Source organism: Candidatus Lokiarchaeum ossiferum (assembly GCA_025839675.1).
GTDB lineage: Archaea > Asgardarchaeota > Lokiarchaeia > Sigyniarchaeales > Promethearchaeaceae > Lokiarchaeum > Lokiarchaeum ossiferum.
Genome location: CP104013.1, coordinates 3,495,762 through 3,512,594 on the forward strand (window position 1 = coordinate 3,495,762; position 16,833 = coordinate 3,512,594).

Annotated in this window: 17 protein-coding genes; 7 read left to right on the forward strand and 10 right to left on the reverse strand. The window is 35.7% G+C overall.

Annotated elements, in window-relative coordinates:
* Positions 1-29 precede the first annotated feature (29 nt).
* Positions 30-1,388 (forward strand): lysophospholipid acyltransferase family protein, encoded by a 1,359-nt coding sequence (locus NEF87_RS14845; RefSeq protein WP_371802182.1) that lies wholly within the window; start codon positions 30-32, stop codon positions 1,386-1,388.
* Here NEF87_RS14845 and NEF87_RS14850 read toward each other — a convergent pair.
* From NEF87_RS14850 to NEF87_RS14860, 3 genes are all read right to left on the reverse strand, one after another.
* On the reverse strand, positions 1,377-2,405 hold the full coding sequence (locus NEF87_RS14850) for an inorganic phosphate transporter (RefSeq protein ID WP_371802183.1): 1,029 nt from the start codon (positions 2,403-2,405) through the stop codon (positions 1,377-1,379). The two genes, NEF87_RS14845 and NEF87_RS14850, sit on opposite strands and share 12 nt — an antisense overlap.
* 32 nt (positions 2,406-2,437) lie before the next feature.
* Entirely contained in the window at positions 2,438-3,109 is a 672-nt protein-coding gene (locus NEF87_RS14855) for a DUF47 domain-containing protein (protein WP_371802184.1), read from the reverse strand.
* Between the two features lie 216 nt (positions 3,110-3,325).
* Complete coding sequence (locus NEF87_RS14860; RefSeq protein WP_371802185.1) at positions 3,326-4,348, reverse strand: ATP-binding protein; 1,023 nt, start codon at positions 4,346-4,348, stop codon at positions 3,326-3,328.
* 97 nt (positions 4,349-4,445) lie between these two features.
* On the opposite strand from NEF87_RS14860, the gene NEF87_RS14865 reads away from it, so the two are divergent.
* Positions 4,446-5,279, forward strand: a complete 834-nt coding sequence (locus NEF87_RS14865) for a class I SAM-dependent methyltransferase (protein WP_457916417.1) — start codon at positions 4,446-4,448, stop codon at positions 5,277-5,279.
* Positions 5,280-5,288: 9 nt separating this feature from the next.
* Positions 5,289-5,840 (forward strand): 2'-5' RNA ligase family protein, encoded by a 552-nt coding sequence (locus NEF87_RS14870; protein ID WP_457916418.1) that lies wholly within the window; start codon positions 5,289-5,291, stop codon positions 5,838-5,840.
* A gap of 2 nt (positions 5,841-5,842) precedes the next feature.
* On the opposite strand, the gene NEF87_RS14875 is transcribed toward NEF87_RS14870, so the two are convergent.
* Positions 5,843-6,625, reverse strand: coding sequence for an enoyl-CoA hydratase-related protein (locus NEF87_RS14875; RefSeq protein ID WP_457916419.1), 783 nt, complete (start codon positions 6,623-6,625; stop codon positions 5,843-5,845).
* A gap of 133 nt (positions 6,626-6,758) precedes the next feature.
* Here NEF87_RS14875 and NEF87_RS14880 point away from each other — a divergent pair, with 133 nt between their 5' ends.
* Entirely contained in the window at positions 6,759-7,112 is a 354-nt protein-coding gene (locus tag NEF87_RS14880; protein WP_457916420.1) for a hypothetical protein, read from the forward strand.
* A gap of 18 nt (positions 7,113-7,130) precedes the next feature.
* Here NEF87_RS14880 and NEF87_RS14885 read toward each other — a convergent pair whose 3' ends face one another.
* The 5 genes from NEF87_RS14885 to NEF87_RS14905 all read right to left on the reverse strand — a co-directional run bounded on the left by NEF87_RS14885 (position 7,131) and on the right by NEF87_RS14905 (position 13,805).
* Entirely contained in the window at positions 7,131-7,910 is a 780-nt protein-coding gene (locus tag NEF87_RS14885; protein WP_457916421.1) for an enoyl-CoA hydratase-related protein, read from the reverse strand.
* 106 nt (positions 7,911-8,016) lie between these two features.
* The gene (locus NEF87_RS14890) at positions 8,017-9,816 is read right to left on the reverse strand and encodes a M3 family oligoendopeptidase (RefSeq protein ID WP_457916422.1); all 1,800 of its coding nucleotides are present in this window, start codon (positions 9,814-9,816) and stop codon (positions 8,017-8,019) included.
* A 91-nt stretch (positions 9,817-9,907) separates the two neighbouring features.
* On the reverse strand, positions 9,908-11,428 hold the full coding sequence (locus tag NEF87_RS14895; RefSeq protein ID WP_457916423.1) for a tRNA pseudouridine(54/55) synthase Pus10: 1,521 nt from the start codon (positions 11,426-11,428) through the stop codon (positions 9,908-9,910).
* A 74-nt stretch (positions 11,429-11,502) separates the two neighbouring features.
* On the reverse strand, positions 11,503-12,717 hold the full coding sequence (locus NEF87_RS14900; protein WP_457916424.1) for an iron-containing alcohol dehydrogenase: 1,215 nt from the start codon (positions 12,715-12,717) through the stop codon (positions 11,503-11,505).
* 191 nt (positions 12,718-12,908) lie between these two features.
* Positions 12,909-13,805, reverse strand: coding sequence for an MBL fold metallo-hydrolase (locus NEF87_RS14905; protein WP_457916425.1), 897 nt, complete (start codon positions 13,803-13,805; stop codon positions 12,909-12,911).
* 59 nt (positions 13,806-13,864) lie between these two features.
* Between NEF87_RS14905 and NEF87_RS14910 the strand changes: the two genes are divergently transcribed.
* Genes NEF87_RS14910 through NEF87_RS14920 form a run of 3 tightly spaced genes read left to right on the forward strand, consistent with a single transcriptional unit; the run spans position 13,865 to position 16,441 of the window.
* Entirely contained in the window at positions 13,865-15,289 is a 1,425-nt protein-coding gene (locus tag NEF87_RS14910; protein WP_457916426.1) for an N-6 DNA methylase, read from the forward strand.
* 11 nt (positions 15,290-15,300) lie between these two features.
* Positions 15,301-16,035 carry a HesA/MoeB/ThiF family protein gene (locus tag NEF87_RS14915; RefSeq protein ID WP_457916427.1) on the forward strand — a complete coding sequence of 245 codons (735 nt, stop codon included), beginning with the start codon at positions 15,301-15,303 and terminating at the stop codon, positions 16,033-16,035.
* A 55-nt stretch (positions 16,036-16,090) separates the two neighbouring features.
* Positions 16,091-16,441, forward strand: coding sequence for a hypothetical protein (locus tag NEF87_RS14920; RefSeq protein WP_457916428.1), 351 nt, complete (start codon positions 16,091-16,093; stop codon positions 16,439-16,441).
* A 12-nt stretch (positions 16,442-16,453) separates the two neighbouring features.
* Here the strand turns inward: NEF87_RS14920 and NEF87_RS14925 are convergent, their stop codons facing one another.
* Positions 16,454-16,798 (reverse strand): hypothetical protein, encoded by a 345-nt coding sequence (locus NEF87_RS14925; protein WP_457916429.1) that lies wholly within the window; start codon positions 16,796-16,798, stop codon positions 16,454-16,456.
* Positions 16,799-16,833 lie beyond the last annotated feature (35 nt).

A 16,833-nucleotide genomic window follows, 5' to 3' on the forward strand; every position in this document is an offset into this window, starting at 1 on the left:
TTTTTTATTTTGCATTTTATTATTAATCAATGGCCCATGTGATGTATTTTGATCAAAAAAAACACCCAAAATCTGCTATTAATGCTGGAACAAATTGGGCCGAATCTGTAGGGTATGTGTTTTGGTTCTTAAAAAGATGGATTCGGTATCGGATGTACTTATTAATTCGGTGGATACCGCTTACCATTCAAGAAGGAATCGCGGGGGTTTTAGGGCAATTATTTTTAGGTTTTTCGCGAAAAAATCAAATAAAAGTGCAGCAATCTTTTAATGCCTTATATAAACACAGACTCTCTACCAAGCGACTTAAACATTTATATAGAGCACATTGTAGTTATATGGGCAAACTAGTCATTGATTTTATGAATGGGCTCCCTCTAAGAATTGATCAAGATGTCTCAGAGTTCATCACTTTCAAGCACTTGGATCGATTAGATTCTGCCCTAAAACAGGGGAAGGGTGCGATTATTCCCTGTCTTCACTTGGGACAACTCGTACATTTGCTCTATGCTCTTGCAAAACATCCAACCGGATATACTATTGCGACCATATTTTTTGCTCCGAATATTGTTACTTATGAATTTACCAACCGAACTTGGGCTACAAACACTTATTTGTATGCAAGTACTAAATACTCCCGCGTAGCACCCTATTTGCAAGCCCATCTGGCACAAAACCATCTTGTAATTTTATTTCACGATTATGGGACTCGACATCAAATGCGTGTACCTTTTTGCCAGGGCGTTTATCCCTATTTAATTCATACTCCCCAAAGTGTAGTAAAGTTGCACAAGGATACTGGAGCCCCTATTATTCCATGTATCAATACACCCGCAGGAGTTGTTGGAAAAACCTCGCTCAATTTCCTCGATAATTCTTCTTTAGTGAACATATCCCAAAAATATCAAAACAAATCAAAAAAGGAATTTCATGGGAGAATGAGCACAGAACTGAATCGCTTGATGAATCCATCTCTCAGGAAATTTTCACATGTTTGGGAAGAAATCACTGATTTTGCCACCACACGTATTGCTGATCAGTTAATAGTTCCACCAATGATCAATCTACAAGAGTTAATTCTGTTGGTTGCAAAAAAATCTCATCAGATATTAGAAAAAAGTTATGAGCCGGGTCGTGATGATGCTTCTATTCATGAACTCCTTCAAGAGATGTTTCTGAAAATTCGATCGTCATTAACAGTGCCAGAAACCATCTTGGTTCAGGCTTCTGAAACTATTGATTTATCTCAAATGAATGCATTATCTGAAATTCAAACCCTTTGCTCCTATGTGAAAAATCTATTGCAAAAAGCATCTCACTTCGATGAAGATGTATCAATCAATTTAATAACTCAACTAAAGGAAGAGTTAAAAAAATTAAAATATTAGATAAAAGATCAGATAAAAGGCTCCAGATAACATAGCTGCAAATGGAAACGTGACGATCCACGCAATAACCATCTTTTTCAGTGCCTGCCAATTCGGTTTTTCTCCCTTAACTAATCCGCTCCCAACAATAGCAAAAATTAAGACATGTGATCCAGAGATTGGTAAACCGAGCATTGTGCAAGTAAAAACTACCAATGCATTAGAACTTTCAATCGCTAAAGCATCACTTGGACGCATTTCGATCAAAGATCCACCAACATTTTTAATGACATTTCTCCCGACTAATATTAGACCAACTGCAATCATTATTCCTGTCGCAACCTTAAGTAGACTCGCGATGTTTTGAGGAATATCGCCATTTTCCACCAATCCATAATATATTCCAACTGCATTGGCCGAATCGTTTCCCCCTCGACTGAGTTGAGTAATTGATATGAATATTAGAAGAAAATATTGGAAAGTTTTTTCACTCCGTTCAATTTCTGAAAATCCAATTTTACCATCTTTTTGCCATTTTCGATTAATTAATTTTAGAATTAACGTTTGCATTAAAAAGGCTGTAACCATTCCTAAAACTGGTGATATTACCCAACCCAAAGCAACTTTTCCGAGTTTTAACCAGTTTAATGAATCTACAAAATCATTTCCGGGAATAAATGACCAAACAAAGGCAACTCCAATGACACTTCCAACAACTGAATGAGTGGTTGAGATAGGAGCTCCTGTTTTTGAAGCAAAAACTAACCAGATACTCGTACTTAAAATGATGGCCAACATCATCCACATATCATATTGACCTTGGAGTGTATCTCCGAGTAAACTTGATCCAATGTTTTTTCCTACACCTTCTGATAAGAAAATACAACCGATACAAGCCAGAAAGCCTCCCCAAATAACTGCTCTATTTAAACTGAGGGTTCCGCTTCCAACCACAGAACTCATGGTTTCGTCATTGCTGCCGATGCCAAATGCCAAGTATAGCGTGACTATCAATATTACAACGATTAAGATATCCATTTCGATTTCCTACAGATGCTTTTAACTCTAATTTAAAATGTAGAATACTTGGCGATTAATCCATAGATATAATCCGCAAAATGTTCCATTCGATTGGTAACTTCCGCTAAATTATTCATTAATTCTGCGTAGAAGCGAAATTCTCGATAATCTGGTTTAATATAATAGAGTGCTTTGAAAAATTCAAGTTTTCTTTCTCGTACAGAATGTCGAGCTTCGTTAATTGTGACACATGTTTCCATAGCCTCATCAAAATTATCAAAAAATTGAGACACTAATCCATTGACCATTTTTCCAATTTGAGCTGTTTTTTTACCTACAGCCTCAATATGGACATTTAACTCGCGAATAGGGTTTTCAGGAGTAAAAACTTCGAGGTCAAACATAACTTTTTTGGCCTGTCCTACAATCCGATCCATCGCCGTAACCATACGCATTCTATCAGGTCGAGAAAAAACCATAGATTCGGAACCGAAAATCCGTGAAATAATCTCATCACGACATTGATCCTGTTCATCTTCTAAATCAATGCATTTATTTGAGTATCTTTTTTTCCTTTCCATATCAAAAGCACAAAATGCTGTAAGGGCAAATTGCATTGCCTCTAAAGCGTCTTCTAAAAGACATGCATCATTGATGAAAAGATCCTGTAATTTTCCTTTAAGTTCCTTATTACTTCTCTTATAATTTTTTAGTTTACCCATAAAAATCCCATTCAGTGATAAATTCGAATTATGGTTTTGTTTTCATGGGAATAGGTATAAATTTTTTTATCTGTTCATTGAATCATCAATTTAACTCTAAGACATTCCATATAATAAGAATAAAATCTGCGCAAAATTATGTTGATTGATTAAAAAACGGTTGAAAATATGGTATGCTTTCATCAAATGGAATGGATTTGATTTAAAATTAAACTCTTAATTCCTTGGTTGAATTTTTGAAAATTGATCTTGCAACCGATGCTTGGTTTTGCAAAAAGAACATATTTTTAGATAGGTCGTCATGCCACATTCGGTGCATTCTGCTTCAACCTTCTTCACTTCGGGAATCGTTTCGAAAAGAATGTGTTTTAGCTTTTGTTGGAACTTCTTAACCATATTCATCATATTTCCCCTTCTAAATTTCTCAATTTCAATTAAAGAACCCTTCACATTCATCATCGGTGAATCGACAGCATAGGCACATTGGGTTCCTAGATGCTCCACCTTGGCATAATAGGAGTACATAATTAACTCTTGTTCGTAAATATAATAAAGAGGTTTTATTCGGGGAACTAATCCCTTCACATCAGTTATCGTCGTAGGACCGGCTCGACTCATCATTTCCATATCTACACTAAAAAAATTAGATACCAATTGAGTCGCTTCATCAGTTAAATTATGACCTGTGGCGACTTTAGTAAATCCATTTTCATAGGCAAACTTATTAATATAATATCGCTTGACCAATCCACAATAGGAACATTCTCCCCGAAAACGTCCTTTTTTAGATCTTCTACCCCTTTTTCGGCTTCGTTCTCCAATTTGGTGAATATCATCAATATCTAACCCCATATCATCCTTTATGGTTAGAGTATGAAATGGAATATTTAATTTTTCACAGAGGGAACGGGCAACTATCCCCGAATCTCGACTATAATTTTTGGGGGTTATTCCCACTTCGACATATAAGGCTTCCATTTGAACTTTTTTTTGGAATACTTGATCCAAAATAGTCAGCAGAGTCTGAGAATCTTTCCCTCCGCTTAAGCCAACTAATATTTTTTCTTGAGGGTTTTCAAAATCTATCAATGCATGGTCTTTGATGGTCTTTTGGACTCGATCTTGAATATAAGTGAGAAAATGGTGCTTGCAGACTGGCATTTTCGAATATGGAACAACCGTCACTGCATTAGACTTACAATCGTGATAGAATTTACAACGTGGAAGCATCTTGGTCATTTTATGTAATTTATGATTGTCAAAAAATTTTGCTACGTCTCAAAGGGTCAATTTTTAAGGGGGACGATCATTTTACTTATTTGAGGTTAGCATTTTATTGAAGAAAAACTATAAATCCTATTTTGAGGCAAATCAAAAACGATGGGACGAGCTTGTCTCCCACCATATCAAGAGTCGGTATTATGATCTTGAAGGATTTAAACATGGAAAAACCTCACTTTTGCCCACAGAATTGAAAGAATTAACAAATCTTGAAGGAAAATCTTTACTCCACCTGCAATGTCATTTTGGGATGGATACTCTGTCATGGGCTCGGGATCATGGTGCCATTGTGACTGGTTTGGACTTTTCAGAGAATGCTATAGAAATGGCACGAGAATTAAGTGATGTACTTGAAATTCCTGCCACATTTATTCAAGCAAATGTGTACGATATACCGACGGTAATTCACGAGCAATTTGATGTGGTTTTCACATCCTATGGTGTTCTTTGCTGGCTACCCGATCTCACTGGTTGGGCGAAAGCAGTAAGTCATTGCATGAAATCTGGTGGTCGCTTTTATATTGTGGATACACATCCCTATGGCGAAATGTTGGATGAACGGTATTCTGATCGAGTGTCCTTAGGTTATCCCTATACAAGCAAAAATGGAGTTCCTCATGAATGGGAAGAAGATGGCACTTATGCTGATCCCGAGGGAGTCACTACTATTCTTAAAAACAAGACTGAATATGGGTGGTATCATTCGATGAGCGAAATTATAAACGCTTTACTCCAAGCGGGGTTACATCTTGAGTTTTTACACGAATCCACCAAAGGATTTTTTAAATATCATCCCGATATGGTGAAACGAGCCGATGGATTATGGGAGTTTAAAAATATGCGCCCTGAAATTCCATTGACTTTCTCATTACTGGCTCGAAAACCTTAGGGGATTGAAATGTCGAAGGGTATTCTTCTTCTTTTTGATGAAAATTCATCTAGTATCCTAAAAAAAATTTATTTGACATATCAAGAACACAATTTATGCGACTTTATGGCAAAGGAAAATATCCCTGCCCACATTACCTTAGCAGCAAATGATGAAATTGATTTCGATCTGGTGTCTGCTTCAATTCCTCAAGCATTGAGCCTTTTTAATCCCTTTAAAATTCGCTTCGCCAGCATTGGATATTTTCCAGCAACCAAAATAATGTTTTTGAATCCTAAGGAATCCGAAGATCTCCGCTTAATTCAATCCTTAATTCAAGATATCATCACTGATTCTCTCCCAGATTCCATCTCCGAAGGTCTGTATTCTTCAACGGTTTGGATTCCCCATTGTACTTTGGCGAATCAAATCAAATCCCAAAAGGTTTCTCAAATTATTGATATTACTCAAGAAATGTTAGATTTACAACCTGATAAACCTTTCATTGCCACCGTTAGTGCAATTGCTCTATTCAAATATCCCGATTTTGAAATAATAAAAAAATGGTCGCTTGGCGGTTAATTTTATTCCAATCCTGTGAAATTTGCCTTCCGTTTTTCTAAAAAGGCACTCATCCCTTCTCGTTGATCATTGGTGGCATAACATCGCGTAAATTGATCATTTTCAATCTTAAGACCATTATCCAAAGTTGTATTCATACCTTGATCAATCGCGCGCTTAGCACAACGAACCGCAATTGGACCTTGTCGCAAAATTTTCTGGGCCAGCGCGATAGCAGTTTCCATTAATTTTTCCGCTGATACCAAGTTGTTTACCAAACCAATCTGAAGTGCTTTTTCTGCGTTTACCATCGCTCCCGTGAATATCATTTCCTTTGCTAATCCTTCTCCAATTAAACGAGGGAGTCGTTGAGTCCCGCCATATCCTGGAATAATACCTAATCCCACTTCGGGAAGTCCAAATTGTGCTTTTAGACTTGCTATACGTATATCACAGCTTAAAGCTAATTCTAAACCTCCACCAAGGGCAAACCCATTCACTGCTGCAATCACTGGGAGGTTTAAGAGTTCAATTCTTCGAAATATTGTTGATCCTTTATTGGCTATTCGGCGTCCTTCCTCTTTGGGGAGTTCTTTTATTTCACTAACATCTGCTCCTGCAACAAAAGCTTTTCCTTCCCCGGTGATAATCAAAGCTCTAATTCTGTTTTCAGCTTGAATTTTCTCTATAAGCATTGATAATTCATCGAGAACTGCCATGTTTAATGCATTCATTGCTTTGGGGCGATTTATTGACAAGAAACCGATAAAGTCTTCTTCCTTATAAATAATATTTTTTAAATCCATTTTTTTCACCTTTAGTTCAATATATATCCTTCCGAAATCGTAGTTTTAAATAGCTATTTTATATCTTTGCGTGAAAAAAATGGAGCCTTCCGAATATTTTTAGCAATAATTAGGAATGTGATCATTGATCATAATGTCTTGGATCAATTACAAAAATAAAAAGCTGCTCTTTATCGATTTACGTAATAAGAAGGAAGAAGAAGTTATCAAACTCGCTGGGGATGCAAAGGACATCTTAATTAATTCAGGAAAAACCGACAATCTTCGGATTATTAATGTTGAAGGTGCTTTTGGAAATAAAGCCATCATGAATGAATTAAAACGCATTGGGAAGATAACTAAGCCATATTATACAAAAACTGCCATCATAGGGGTGACAGGCATGAAATCAATTCTTCTAAAAGCGTATAATTCTGTTGTTAAGAGCAATACTAAAAGTTTTGAGACTGAAGAAAAAGCGAAGAAATGGTTAGTAAGTGAAAAATAAAAAAGGAAATTCGTGATTTTACTTATTTGTGAAAGTAGCTTTGCGCTTTTCAAGAAATGCGCCCATTCCCTCTTCCTGATCATTGGTACTGAAGCATTTACCAAAGTAATCATTTTCAATTTTCACAGCATGGTCAATATCAGTTTGTAATCCTTCATTGATGGCTTTTTTCGCATATTTGACTGCAAAAGGAGCCATTTTTGCAAAAGATCTCGCCATACTTTTAGCCGTTTCCATTAATTCTTCTGGAGGAACAACTTTATTTATCAAACCAATTTTTTCTGCTTCGGCCGCTCCAAATACCCGACCACTATAAATAAGTTCCTTAGCAACACGCGGACCCACAATTCGTGGAAGACGTTGTGTGCCTGCAAAACCTGGGGTAATACCCAGACCCACTTCTGGTTGACCAAATTTGGCTTTTTCACTTGCTATTGCGACATCACAGCTAAGCATTAATTCATTCCCTCCACCTAAGGCAAATCCATTAACTGCAGCAATTACAGGAATATCCAAATCTTCTATTTTTTGGAATAGGGCACATCCTTTAATACCATAGGCTTTTCCCTGTTCATAATCCATAGGCTTCATCGTCGCAATATCCGCTCCCGCCATGAATCCCTTTCCTACTCCAGTAATAATTAATGCATAAATTTCAGCGTCAGCAGCAATATTATCCAGGGTGGCATCAAGCTCATCCATCAATTGAATATTGAGTGCATTTAAGGCTTTTGGACGATTAATGGTTAAAATCCCCACATTCTCATCTTTTTCAAATTGAACAAATTCACAATCCATGGTGAGATTATGGATGAGATGGATTATTAGGGTTTCGATTGATGTATAAAAAATTGTAAAAAAAAATTTTAGATAAAGAGATCAGTTTCGTGAAATCAGATCTAAATTAAAGGAGTTTTTCTAAATCTTCGGTAAAGCGGGCGTATTGCTGCAACCCTAATTCCCAAAATTCTGGTTTAGAAATATCAAAACCGATAATTTCACCAATCTTTTTTGGTGAAAGGCTACTTCCTGCACTTAGCATTTTTTTAAACTTAGGCACAAATGATGCACCTTCTTGTTTATAAATTTGATATAATGCGTAAACAAAACAGTTTGCGAAGACATAGGGGTAGTTATAGAATCTAAAATTGGGAATATAATAATGTGCTTTCATGGCCCACTCCCAATTCATTTCATCAAACCAATCCACAGCATTTCCGAAAATTTTATCTCGTCCTGCACACCAAAGTTCCGAGATTTTTTCTCCACTTAGGAACTCTTCTTGTCGGATACTATCATATAAGCTTTGTTCAAAGAAAAATCGTGCACTCACTTGGAAGGTTGCCATTCCAGCATCATCCAAAACATGAGCTAGAACCTTTATTTTTTCTACTTTCGTTTCGGCTTTTTCCAACAGAAGATCGGTCATTAATAATTCTCCGAAAATGGATGCGATTTCTGCGACTACCATAGCTGTATTGGTATTGTGGAGAGTTTGTTCTTGAGAACTTAAATACGCATGACACGCGTGTCCTAATTCGTGAGCGAGGGTGTATATGTTTCCCATAGAACCAGTAAATGACTGTAACATGAACGCGGATTTTCCTTTGTACCAACTTTCACAGAATGCGCCATTCGTTTTTCCAAAGCGGGGACTGGCATCAATATGATTGCGGGTAATCATATCTTGTACCATGGCGGCCATTGTAGGATCAAATCCATTATAAGCTTCTAAGACTAATTTAGTGGCTTCTTCCCATTCAAACTTCTTATTTTCTCCCAAGAGTAATGGAGCTACCAGATCTTGATTTCCTAACTTCGGTAAATCCATGATCTTTGCTTTCAATGTCAAATATTTTTGATAAACCCCCACATTTGAAACGATTGCTTTCATTAGATTATCGATTGTATTTTGATCTACATCATTGGAAATTAAAGATTGGTGCATAGGACTATCATAATGGCGTCGTTTGGTGACATTCATCCAATCTCCACAAATATTTCGCAGTGCTGAAGAGAATATTTCATTTTCCTTTCCTAGCAATCCATAAATTGCTTTGTTTGCAGAAGTTCGGGTTGCTCGATCAGGGTGGGACAATAAGCCATTGGCTTCGGCATATGACAGATTTTTAATTTTTCCTTCCACTTCTACATCCATCATACGGGTATTTAACCACTTTGATTGAAGTTCACTCCATTTATTTACTCCGAATTCATCCTTCTCTAGCATGATTTGTTCTTCCACTTCACTTAGCTTATGGGCATGATTACGGTGAATTCGTTCCATATGGTGCTGATAATTCGAAAGTAGAGGATCTTTAATTAAATCGGGAGTCATCAACAATAATGTTCCAACTTCAAGAGATAAAAAAGCTAATTGTTTGTTTATATTCGTTTGAAATGCATTCACACGATTAAAAAGAGATTGAACCTCTTCACTTGTCATTTCTGCGTAGAAAGATAATGAAGCGTAGGCTACTAATTCCGAAAGAGTTTCTAAAAAGCTTTCTTCCTTCTCAAATAGTTCTTTTACTCGGTTTGCGGAAAATTCTGATCCTGCAATTTTTCCTTTATAGGTTTCAACTAATAAATTGGCTTCATTCTGAAGTGCCGTTATTGTCTCATCAATTTGAGGAGATTTGATGTTTGGAAAGATTTCACTAAAATCCCATGCGATTTCTTCTTGATTTTTAGATGTCGTCAATTTTATCACTAATAAAGAATGTAATTCATTAAAAAAATGTATCGCTGAAAATGTAAATTTTAAACAAATGTTGTATGAGAAAAAAAACGATTTAAACTTGTAATTCTTCGATTTGTACTACATCTAATTCGGCACAAACCATTGGAATATTGAAAATGGTTGCAATGGATGGGCTGGTGCGAAAATTATCGCCGGAAATTAATTCCTTGATATATGTCCCACCTTGAGCTAAGACTTTCAAGTAAATGTGCAAAGGATCCACATACTTGCATTCAATGGAATAAATTATCTTAGTTCGTGTTTTATCAGGTCTGCGATGAACCACTCGTAAGGGTGTTCGTTGTTTAATTTTTTTTTCGCATAATTGTTCCGAAACCATTGCAAATTTGACATTTGCCTCTTCTAAACTGATAGGTTGGGCTAATTCTACTAACGCATGATATTTTTTTTTGTTAAATTCTGAGTTTTTCTTAAATTTGATCACATCTTTCTTTGATGCAACAGTAAAATTGGTAACATGAATGGATTTACCGTGTTGTTTATTAATGGTTTGAGTTAGTTCAAGATAATTTAAATGACGACTTCTTGGTTCTTTAATTTCCATTATGAACTCTCTCCCTGCTCCTAAACATCGGGCATCCAGATCTTCTCTTCCTGCACCATGTAGAATTGCCTTTTCTCCACCAGTTGCGGGTAGCAATGTTTCAGCGATAAGATCTTCCACAGAACTTGGGAACATGTCTCCTGATCCATGGCATTCAGGACATATTTCACCGGTAAATTTGTGTGTTCCTCGCCCGCGGCAAAAATGACAATGCCAGTGTGTTTGGGGAAGATCTCGAACAAATTTAAGATAACGGGCGCGTAAATATAAGGGTGAAGAAGTAATTTCAATTTTAGGGATATTTGATTCTCGTAAATTCACCATAATCGTAAGATCTGGTTTTTCAAATTTCGTCGGCTTCTGAAGTGTTTTTTGCAATCGAACTCCTAACAAACGGTTCAAATTTGCTTTAAAAGATTCACCATTGGTTACCCCAAACTTACTCCGAAATTCGTCTTCTTTGTCCCCTTGAGCGGGATTGACGTAAGTTCCGACTAAGAAGTTATTGTAATCATATTTCCGTATCAAAATTTGAATTTTCTGAACAAGAGTTTGAAGGGTGGTGTCAGTGAGTAGATCTGTACATAAATCACATGGAGATCTTATAGAATTAATGGTTAAATGATCTTGAACTTCATCGGGATGAGCTCGATACCATTTTTCTAACATTTTTTTCGCTTGGATTAAGCCGGTCCGATTTGCAATAAGATGCAAAATTTCAAGGGGATTCTGATCAAATAAGGTAAATTTTTCTAAAACCAAGTTTTTGATCAGGAGTTGATGGCACTCCATAGTTAAACCTAAGAGAATTGCTTTAGCACGATCTGTATTGTTGGTAGCTGTCCCCAAAAATGAGAATTGGCGCCCGAAACATTCAAAACAAAGATTATGGTAACGGAGAATTGAAACAGTCTGTTTGTAAAGAGAAGGTTCCATATTTATAATTTTAATTTCCTCTTTCTCTTCTTTGATTTCTTCTTCCTCAAAATTTTCAGGCGAATCGGGCATCATCAAATGAAATGAAACAAGAGCAAAAACTTTTGTGATAGGAAAAAATAAAAAATATCGCTTTGGAAGTGATTTTAATTCGGTACTAACTGAGTGATAACTTCTTCCATCATAGGTACGTCAAATATCACAGGGACGGGATATTCTGGATTTCCTTCAGTAATAGCACGCTGAGCGAGTAGGGGAATATCTTCTTCTTTTAATTTATCAATAAAGGTTGGAATTCCCATATTTTGATTGAAAAATTTAATTTTCTCAATAAATTTTGTTGCTAAATCCTTTGGAGATTCTGAGTTTGTTCCCAATCCAACAAGTACAGCTAAATTAGCGAGTTTCTGGTGGATTTTTTCCCCAAATTTTTCTAACATATAGGGTAGTATGACTGCATTAGCTAATCCGTGTGCAACTCCGTACATACCTCCCAAATTATGAGCAACTGCGTGAATATATCCAACTGATGCCCGAGTAAATGCAATTCCAGCATAAAAGGATGCTAACGCCATATTATTTCGAGCATCTAAGTTAGAACCATCTTTGAAAACAATTTCTATGTTTTCAAAAATCATTTTCGTCGCTTTTTCTGCATTGTGTTTGATAAATTTCGTATCATGAATCCCTATATACGATTCTACTGCATGGGTTAAAGCATCCATCCCTGTTGTGGCTGTGATAAAAGGAGGAAGGCCTTGCATTAAGCGAGGATCGAGCACTGCGACCTTTGGAATAATATTTAAGTCAATGATCGCAAATTTTTCATGGGTATCTGGATTGGTCACTACCGCTGCCGCTGTGGTTTCTGAACCTGTCCCTGCTGTAGTAGGTACAGCATAAAATGGAGGCAATTTTTTCATAACCTTGAACATTCCCCGCATTTTGAGTACGGATTGATTCGGTTTCACAACTCGACATGCAGCAACCTTTGCACAATCCATAGGTGATCCTCCCCCAAATGCGATAAATCCTTGACAATTTTCATGTTTATACATCGAATACGTGTTTTCAATATTGTCAATTGTTGGATTGGGTTGAACTTCATCGAATATGGCATATTCGATACCTTTTTCTGAAAGTTGCTTGAATAAATTGTCTAATAATCCCAATTTTCGTAAATTAGCATCGGTTACAATTAGTATTTTTTGTAACCTTTCGTTCTTAATTCGATCTACCATTTCTTCAATACTCTGATCCCCAGTGATTAAGTCTGGATTTGGAAATGGTATGATCCGAATCGCTCCCTTAAAAATGAGTTGGCGGAAGCGATATAAACCTTTGGTTAGTAATTTCATCATAGATTCCTTCTAATATTTTTAGTTAACCATGGGGCTATCTAAAGGTTTAATCACCAAAAAACGTGAAAAATGTGAAACTTTTTCTCACTAATTGTGTCTATAATCCGTGAAAATGAAAAAATGTTTTTATTGATGTAAGAAATGTTATCCTAAAAATGGCCTTAATTGAGAAAAATGGAGGAAGTATAATCCTAGGATAATTTTTCGAGTAATTTGGCTGCTTCTTCATTTTTTTGCTTAATATAATCTCCTTCAAGATCTTTCCCTATTTTGAGGGCTTCTACCAACATAGATCGCGCTTGAAATGGTTTATGTTCTTCAAATAACTTTTTTCCAACAGTGCATAAATTTATGAAATGCATCTTTTTCTCATTTTCTTTAAAATCATCCCAATGTGTTTTTAGATCCATAAATTTTTGAATATAGTCTAAATTGGCGTTTAATAACTTCGAAGAAGTCTGAATTTCACCATGTCCTGGAATTAATTGCTTCCATTCGATTTTTTTATAGTTTTTCAGTGTTTTAATATACTGACTTGTATCCGTTTCATTGATATAAGGCATTGGGTCCTCGATATTATCCCCAATGATCAAAACTTTGTCGATATTATCATAAACCGATAATTGATCAGGAGTATGTCCTGGTGCATGGAATATTTCAATTCCTTCTGCAGGAAAACTTATCTTTTCCTCAAAAACAAGAGTAGGTAACATTATCGTAACTTCTCCTTGAGCCTTTTCTTGCATCCTTTCCAAATCGGCTTGAGCTGATTGTTCCATTCCACTCCGGCAAATAGTGTGACTAATTATTTCACTTTCAGGAAAAGCACAATTTCCCCAAAAATGATCCCAGTGGCCATGAGTAATGACGATGATTAGTGGAAACTGTTCTAATTTCTGTTCTTGGATATATTTTTTTATAAAACTCATAGAATCCGGTCCGCAGAAAGTATCGAAAAGGAACAGATGATTATTCCCTTTAATTAAGTAACTGAAGGTCGTATCCCCCATGAAATCCTCATAAAAAGAGAATGCTACCCCACGGGAGCCTACTTCGATGATTTTTACTTTTTCTTCTTGATGCACCATATTGTAATGTAATAAAAATTCTAATAAAAAGACTGCATTAATTAAACAAGGGGTAAGAAATGGATAAAATGGAATCAAAAAAGCGGCGTAAATTTGGACAACATTTTACAACCGTGAGTATTTGTGAAGAATTTATCTTACCCTATATTAAGGATTCTCTCTATGATTATATCTGGGTCGATCTTTTTGCTGGGGAGGGAAATCTTATTTTTCCTATTTTAAACCTCATCCCTGAACAGGAACGGATTTCATTTTTTGAATCTCATATCTATTTATTTGATATTCAACCCGAATGGACTGAAAAATCTATTCAAAATGCTCAGAAATATGGAATTCCGGAAAAGTTAGCTCGCCAAAAAATTCAAACGCGGGATTGTTTAAGCAACTATCCTCAATTTTTAAGAAATCTTGAATATCCTGTATATCATGTGACAAACCCTCCTTATCTGTATTTGGGATATATTGTAAAAACCGCAGAAACTCAAAAATATCTTCCCCTTTTCACCAATGAAAATAGAGGGTTACAAGATTTGTATCAAATTGCTCTTATAAATGACTTACGAAATGCTATAGATCAAATGATTTACATCATACCTTCGAATTTCATTTTTGGTAATTCGGTTTCCAATAAAATTAGGGATGAATTTTTACCTTATTATTCGATTAGTCGTTCTTTCATTTTCGAAAAACAAATCTTCAAACATACTGGGACCAATGTGATGATCAATTTTTTCCAACGTAATTTAAATCCTCAGTATTCCACTGTTGAATTTCAAGGCATTAAAATTGGTAAGGAACAAAAAGAAAATAGATATCTCTTAGAACCACAATATCATTATAAAGCAGGGTCAGAGTTTGAAACATTTATCACTAATTTTAAGGTGAAAAATCCCGTAATTATGAAATATTACCTTAAACAGCATGACGTGGATGAACATCCAGGCAAAAATGAGATAAAAGTAATTGATGCAAACAATTTTGAAAAAAGTGAATATGTTCTTTTAACCATTTTCGTAGATTCAAAATTCGCAAACGAAATTCAATCCAATCTTCTCTGGATACGTACGGTAGACACTGGAACACTAGATGGTCGTGCAGGACTTTATTCTATTAAAGGTTCATTCAATGCATCTGGAATTTTGGTGACCAAAGCGACATATCGAACCCATCCAATTCAAATTTTCTTTTCTCCCCCACTATCAAAAGCAGAACAAAGATTATTGCAAAACTATTTCAACTTAACTCTTGAATATCTTAGATCGATTACCGATAGTGAATTTATGACGACTTACAAGTATTCCTCGGGGCCCTATACTCGAAAATATTTTGGACTCTCTCAAGCCAAGAAAATAATTGCTACTTTCCCCTTGAATCATTTGGATGATTCTGAGAAGAATTATTTCTCCAAACTTATTTATAATAAGGACGTTACTCAACTTCTCGAATTTTTAAAAACCGTTAAAAATAAATGGAAATCGAGTTAATGAGAACATGTATGTTGTCAGAAGAAGAAAAAGAACGGTATCAGCGCCAAATCTTGATTATTGGGGATAAAAAACAAGAATCTCTCAAAAATAAGAAGATTCTACAAGTAGGGGCTGGCGGATTAGGAGGCCCCCTAATTCTCGCTCTGGTTGCAGCGGGAGTTGGTGAAATTATTCTTTTCGAAAATGATGTAGTATCTCTTTCCAATTTAGGAAGACAAATTTTGTATAAAACACAAGATTTAGGACTTTCAAAAGGTGTATTGGCTCAAAAAAGATTGCAAGAATTGAACCCTCATGTCAAAATCACTGTGATTGAAGAATGGCTATCCGCAAAATCTGCCCCAAAATATTTAGATCCAGGAGATGTTGATTACTTAGTTGATGCTTCTGATAATTTTGAAACCAAATTCCTTGTTAATGATCTTGGGTTAAAATATAATATTCCTTTTACAATAGCGGGGATCCAAGGGTTTGAAGGGCAACTTATTTCTGTAGATCCCCATCGTACGGCATGTTATCGATGCTTGTTTGGTGATGTACCCAAAAAGAAAGATACTTCGCCTATTCCAGTGATGAGTTCCACTTGCGGTGTGGTAGGTTCCCTCCAAGCAAATGAAATATTGAAAGGACTTTTAAACCATGGAACTCGCATTTTGAATGCATTGTTGATGATTGGGCTAGAAACTGGAGATTTCACCAAAATTCCAATTAATCCAAATCCAAATTGCATCTGCCAAAAATAGTTAAAATATATATATTTAATAGGTCAAAGTTTTCTAATATTTTTGGTGGACTCAAATGAGTGAACGAACAAAATTTTGTTCCTTTGCCAGCGATCCCGAAAAATGTCATCAATTTGAAAAAATGATGTCCAACATTGGCAACAAAATGAATTTACCCGTACAAATGCTCCAATCCATTGGGCAAAGCTCATTTCAAAAAATTGAGAACAACAAAAATATCACTCTCTCCAATTACTTCACAGCATCTCCGACAAAAAAATCACACATAATCCAAGAAATTCTTGATATTCTTTGTGGAGAACTAAAAAACACTGGACATTCACGTAAAATGGTTAATAATTTTCGAGATATCGCTGAAATACAGCTGGATATTTTTTTTAATGAGAAAAAATCGTTATTTAGTTAATAGAAGGTTAACTTATTGGTCTTTTTTTTCTTGTTCGTCCTTTGAAGATTTATCCACGAGGATATTTTGCAAATTTTCTTTGGAAATGTCTAAATCCGTATCTGGATCTAAATCATCGGGAAATTCTTGTTTCAATTTCTCCAAATCTGCAAAATTGGCTGCATCTTCTTCAGGATCAACTTCCAAATAAAAAGCCCCTTCATAATCACATTCACGGCATCGAAAGTGCTCAGTGGCGACCCAACTTCCGGTAGTTACTCGATAGATTGAGGCTTGCTTACATTGAGGGCAGATTTTAACTGATTTTGTATTTTTCTTTCGTCTTAGACTTTTTAAAATTTCTTTTAAAGCTCCCATAACAAATATCAAAAAACACCGATATCTCAAAAACC

Bases quoted from the DNA above. Each gene is read 5' to 3' on its own strand.
- NEF87_RS14845 (WP_371802182.1), top strand. From the start codon at position 30: ATGGCCCATGTGATGTATTTTGATCAAAAAAAACACCCAAAATCTGCT.
- NEF87_RS14850 (WP_371802183.1), bottom strand. From the start codon at position 2,405: ATGGATATCTTAATCGTTGTAATATTGATAGTCACGCTATACTTGGCA.
- NEF87_RS14855 (WP_371802184.1), bottom strand. From the start codon at position 3,109: ATGGGTAAACTAAAAAATTATAAGAGAAGTAATAAGGAACTTAAAGGA.
- NEF87_RS14860 (WP_371802185.1), bottom strand. From the start codon at position 4,348: ATGACCAAGATGCTTCCACGTTGTAAATTCTATCACGATTGTAAGTCT.
- NEF87_RS14870 (WP_457916418.1), top strand. From the start codon at position 5,289: ATGTCGAAGGGTATTCTTCTTCTTTTTGATGAAAATTCATCTAGTATC.
- NEF87_RS14875 (WP_457916419.1), bottom strand. From the start codon at position 6,625: ATGGATTTAAAAAATATTATTTATAAGGAAGAAGACTTTATCGGTTTC.
- NEF87_RS14880 (WP_457916420.1), top strand. From the start codon at position 6,759: ATGTCTTGGATCAATTACAAAAATAAAAAGCTGCTCTTTATCGATTTA.
- NEF87_RS14885 (WP_457916421.1), bottom strand. From the start codon at position 7,910: ATGGATTGTGAATTTGTTCAATTTGAAAAAGATGAGAATGTGGGGATT.
- NEF87_RS14895 (WP_457916423.1), bottom strand. From the start codon at position 11,428: ATGCCCGATTCGCCTGAAAATTTTGAGGAAGAAGAAATCAAAGAAGAG.
- NEF87_RS14900 (WP_457916424.1), bottom strand. From the start codon at position 12,717: ATGATGAAATTACTAACCAAAGGTTTATATCGCTTCCGCCAACTCATT.
- NEF87_RS14905 (WP_457916425.1), bottom strand. From the start codon at position 13,805: ATGGTGCATCAAGAAGAAAAAGTAAAAATCATCGAAGTAGGCTCCCGT.
- NEF87_RS14910 (WP_457916426.1), top strand. From the start codon at position 13,865: ATGGATAAAATGGAATCAAAAAAGCGGCGTAAATTTGGACAACATTTT.
- NEF87_RS14915 (WP_457916427.1), top strand. From the start codon at position 15,301: ATGTTGTCAGAAGAAGAAAAAGAACGGTATCAGCGCCAAATCTTGATT.
- NEF87_RS14920 (WP_457916428.1), top strand. From the start codon at position 16,091: ATGAGTGAACGAACAAAATTTTGTTCCTTTGCCAGCGATCCCGAAAAA.
- NEF87_RS14925 (WP_457916429.1), bottom strand. From the start codon at position 16,798: ATGGGAGCTTTAAAAGAAATTTTAAAAAGTCTAAGACGAAAGAAAAAT.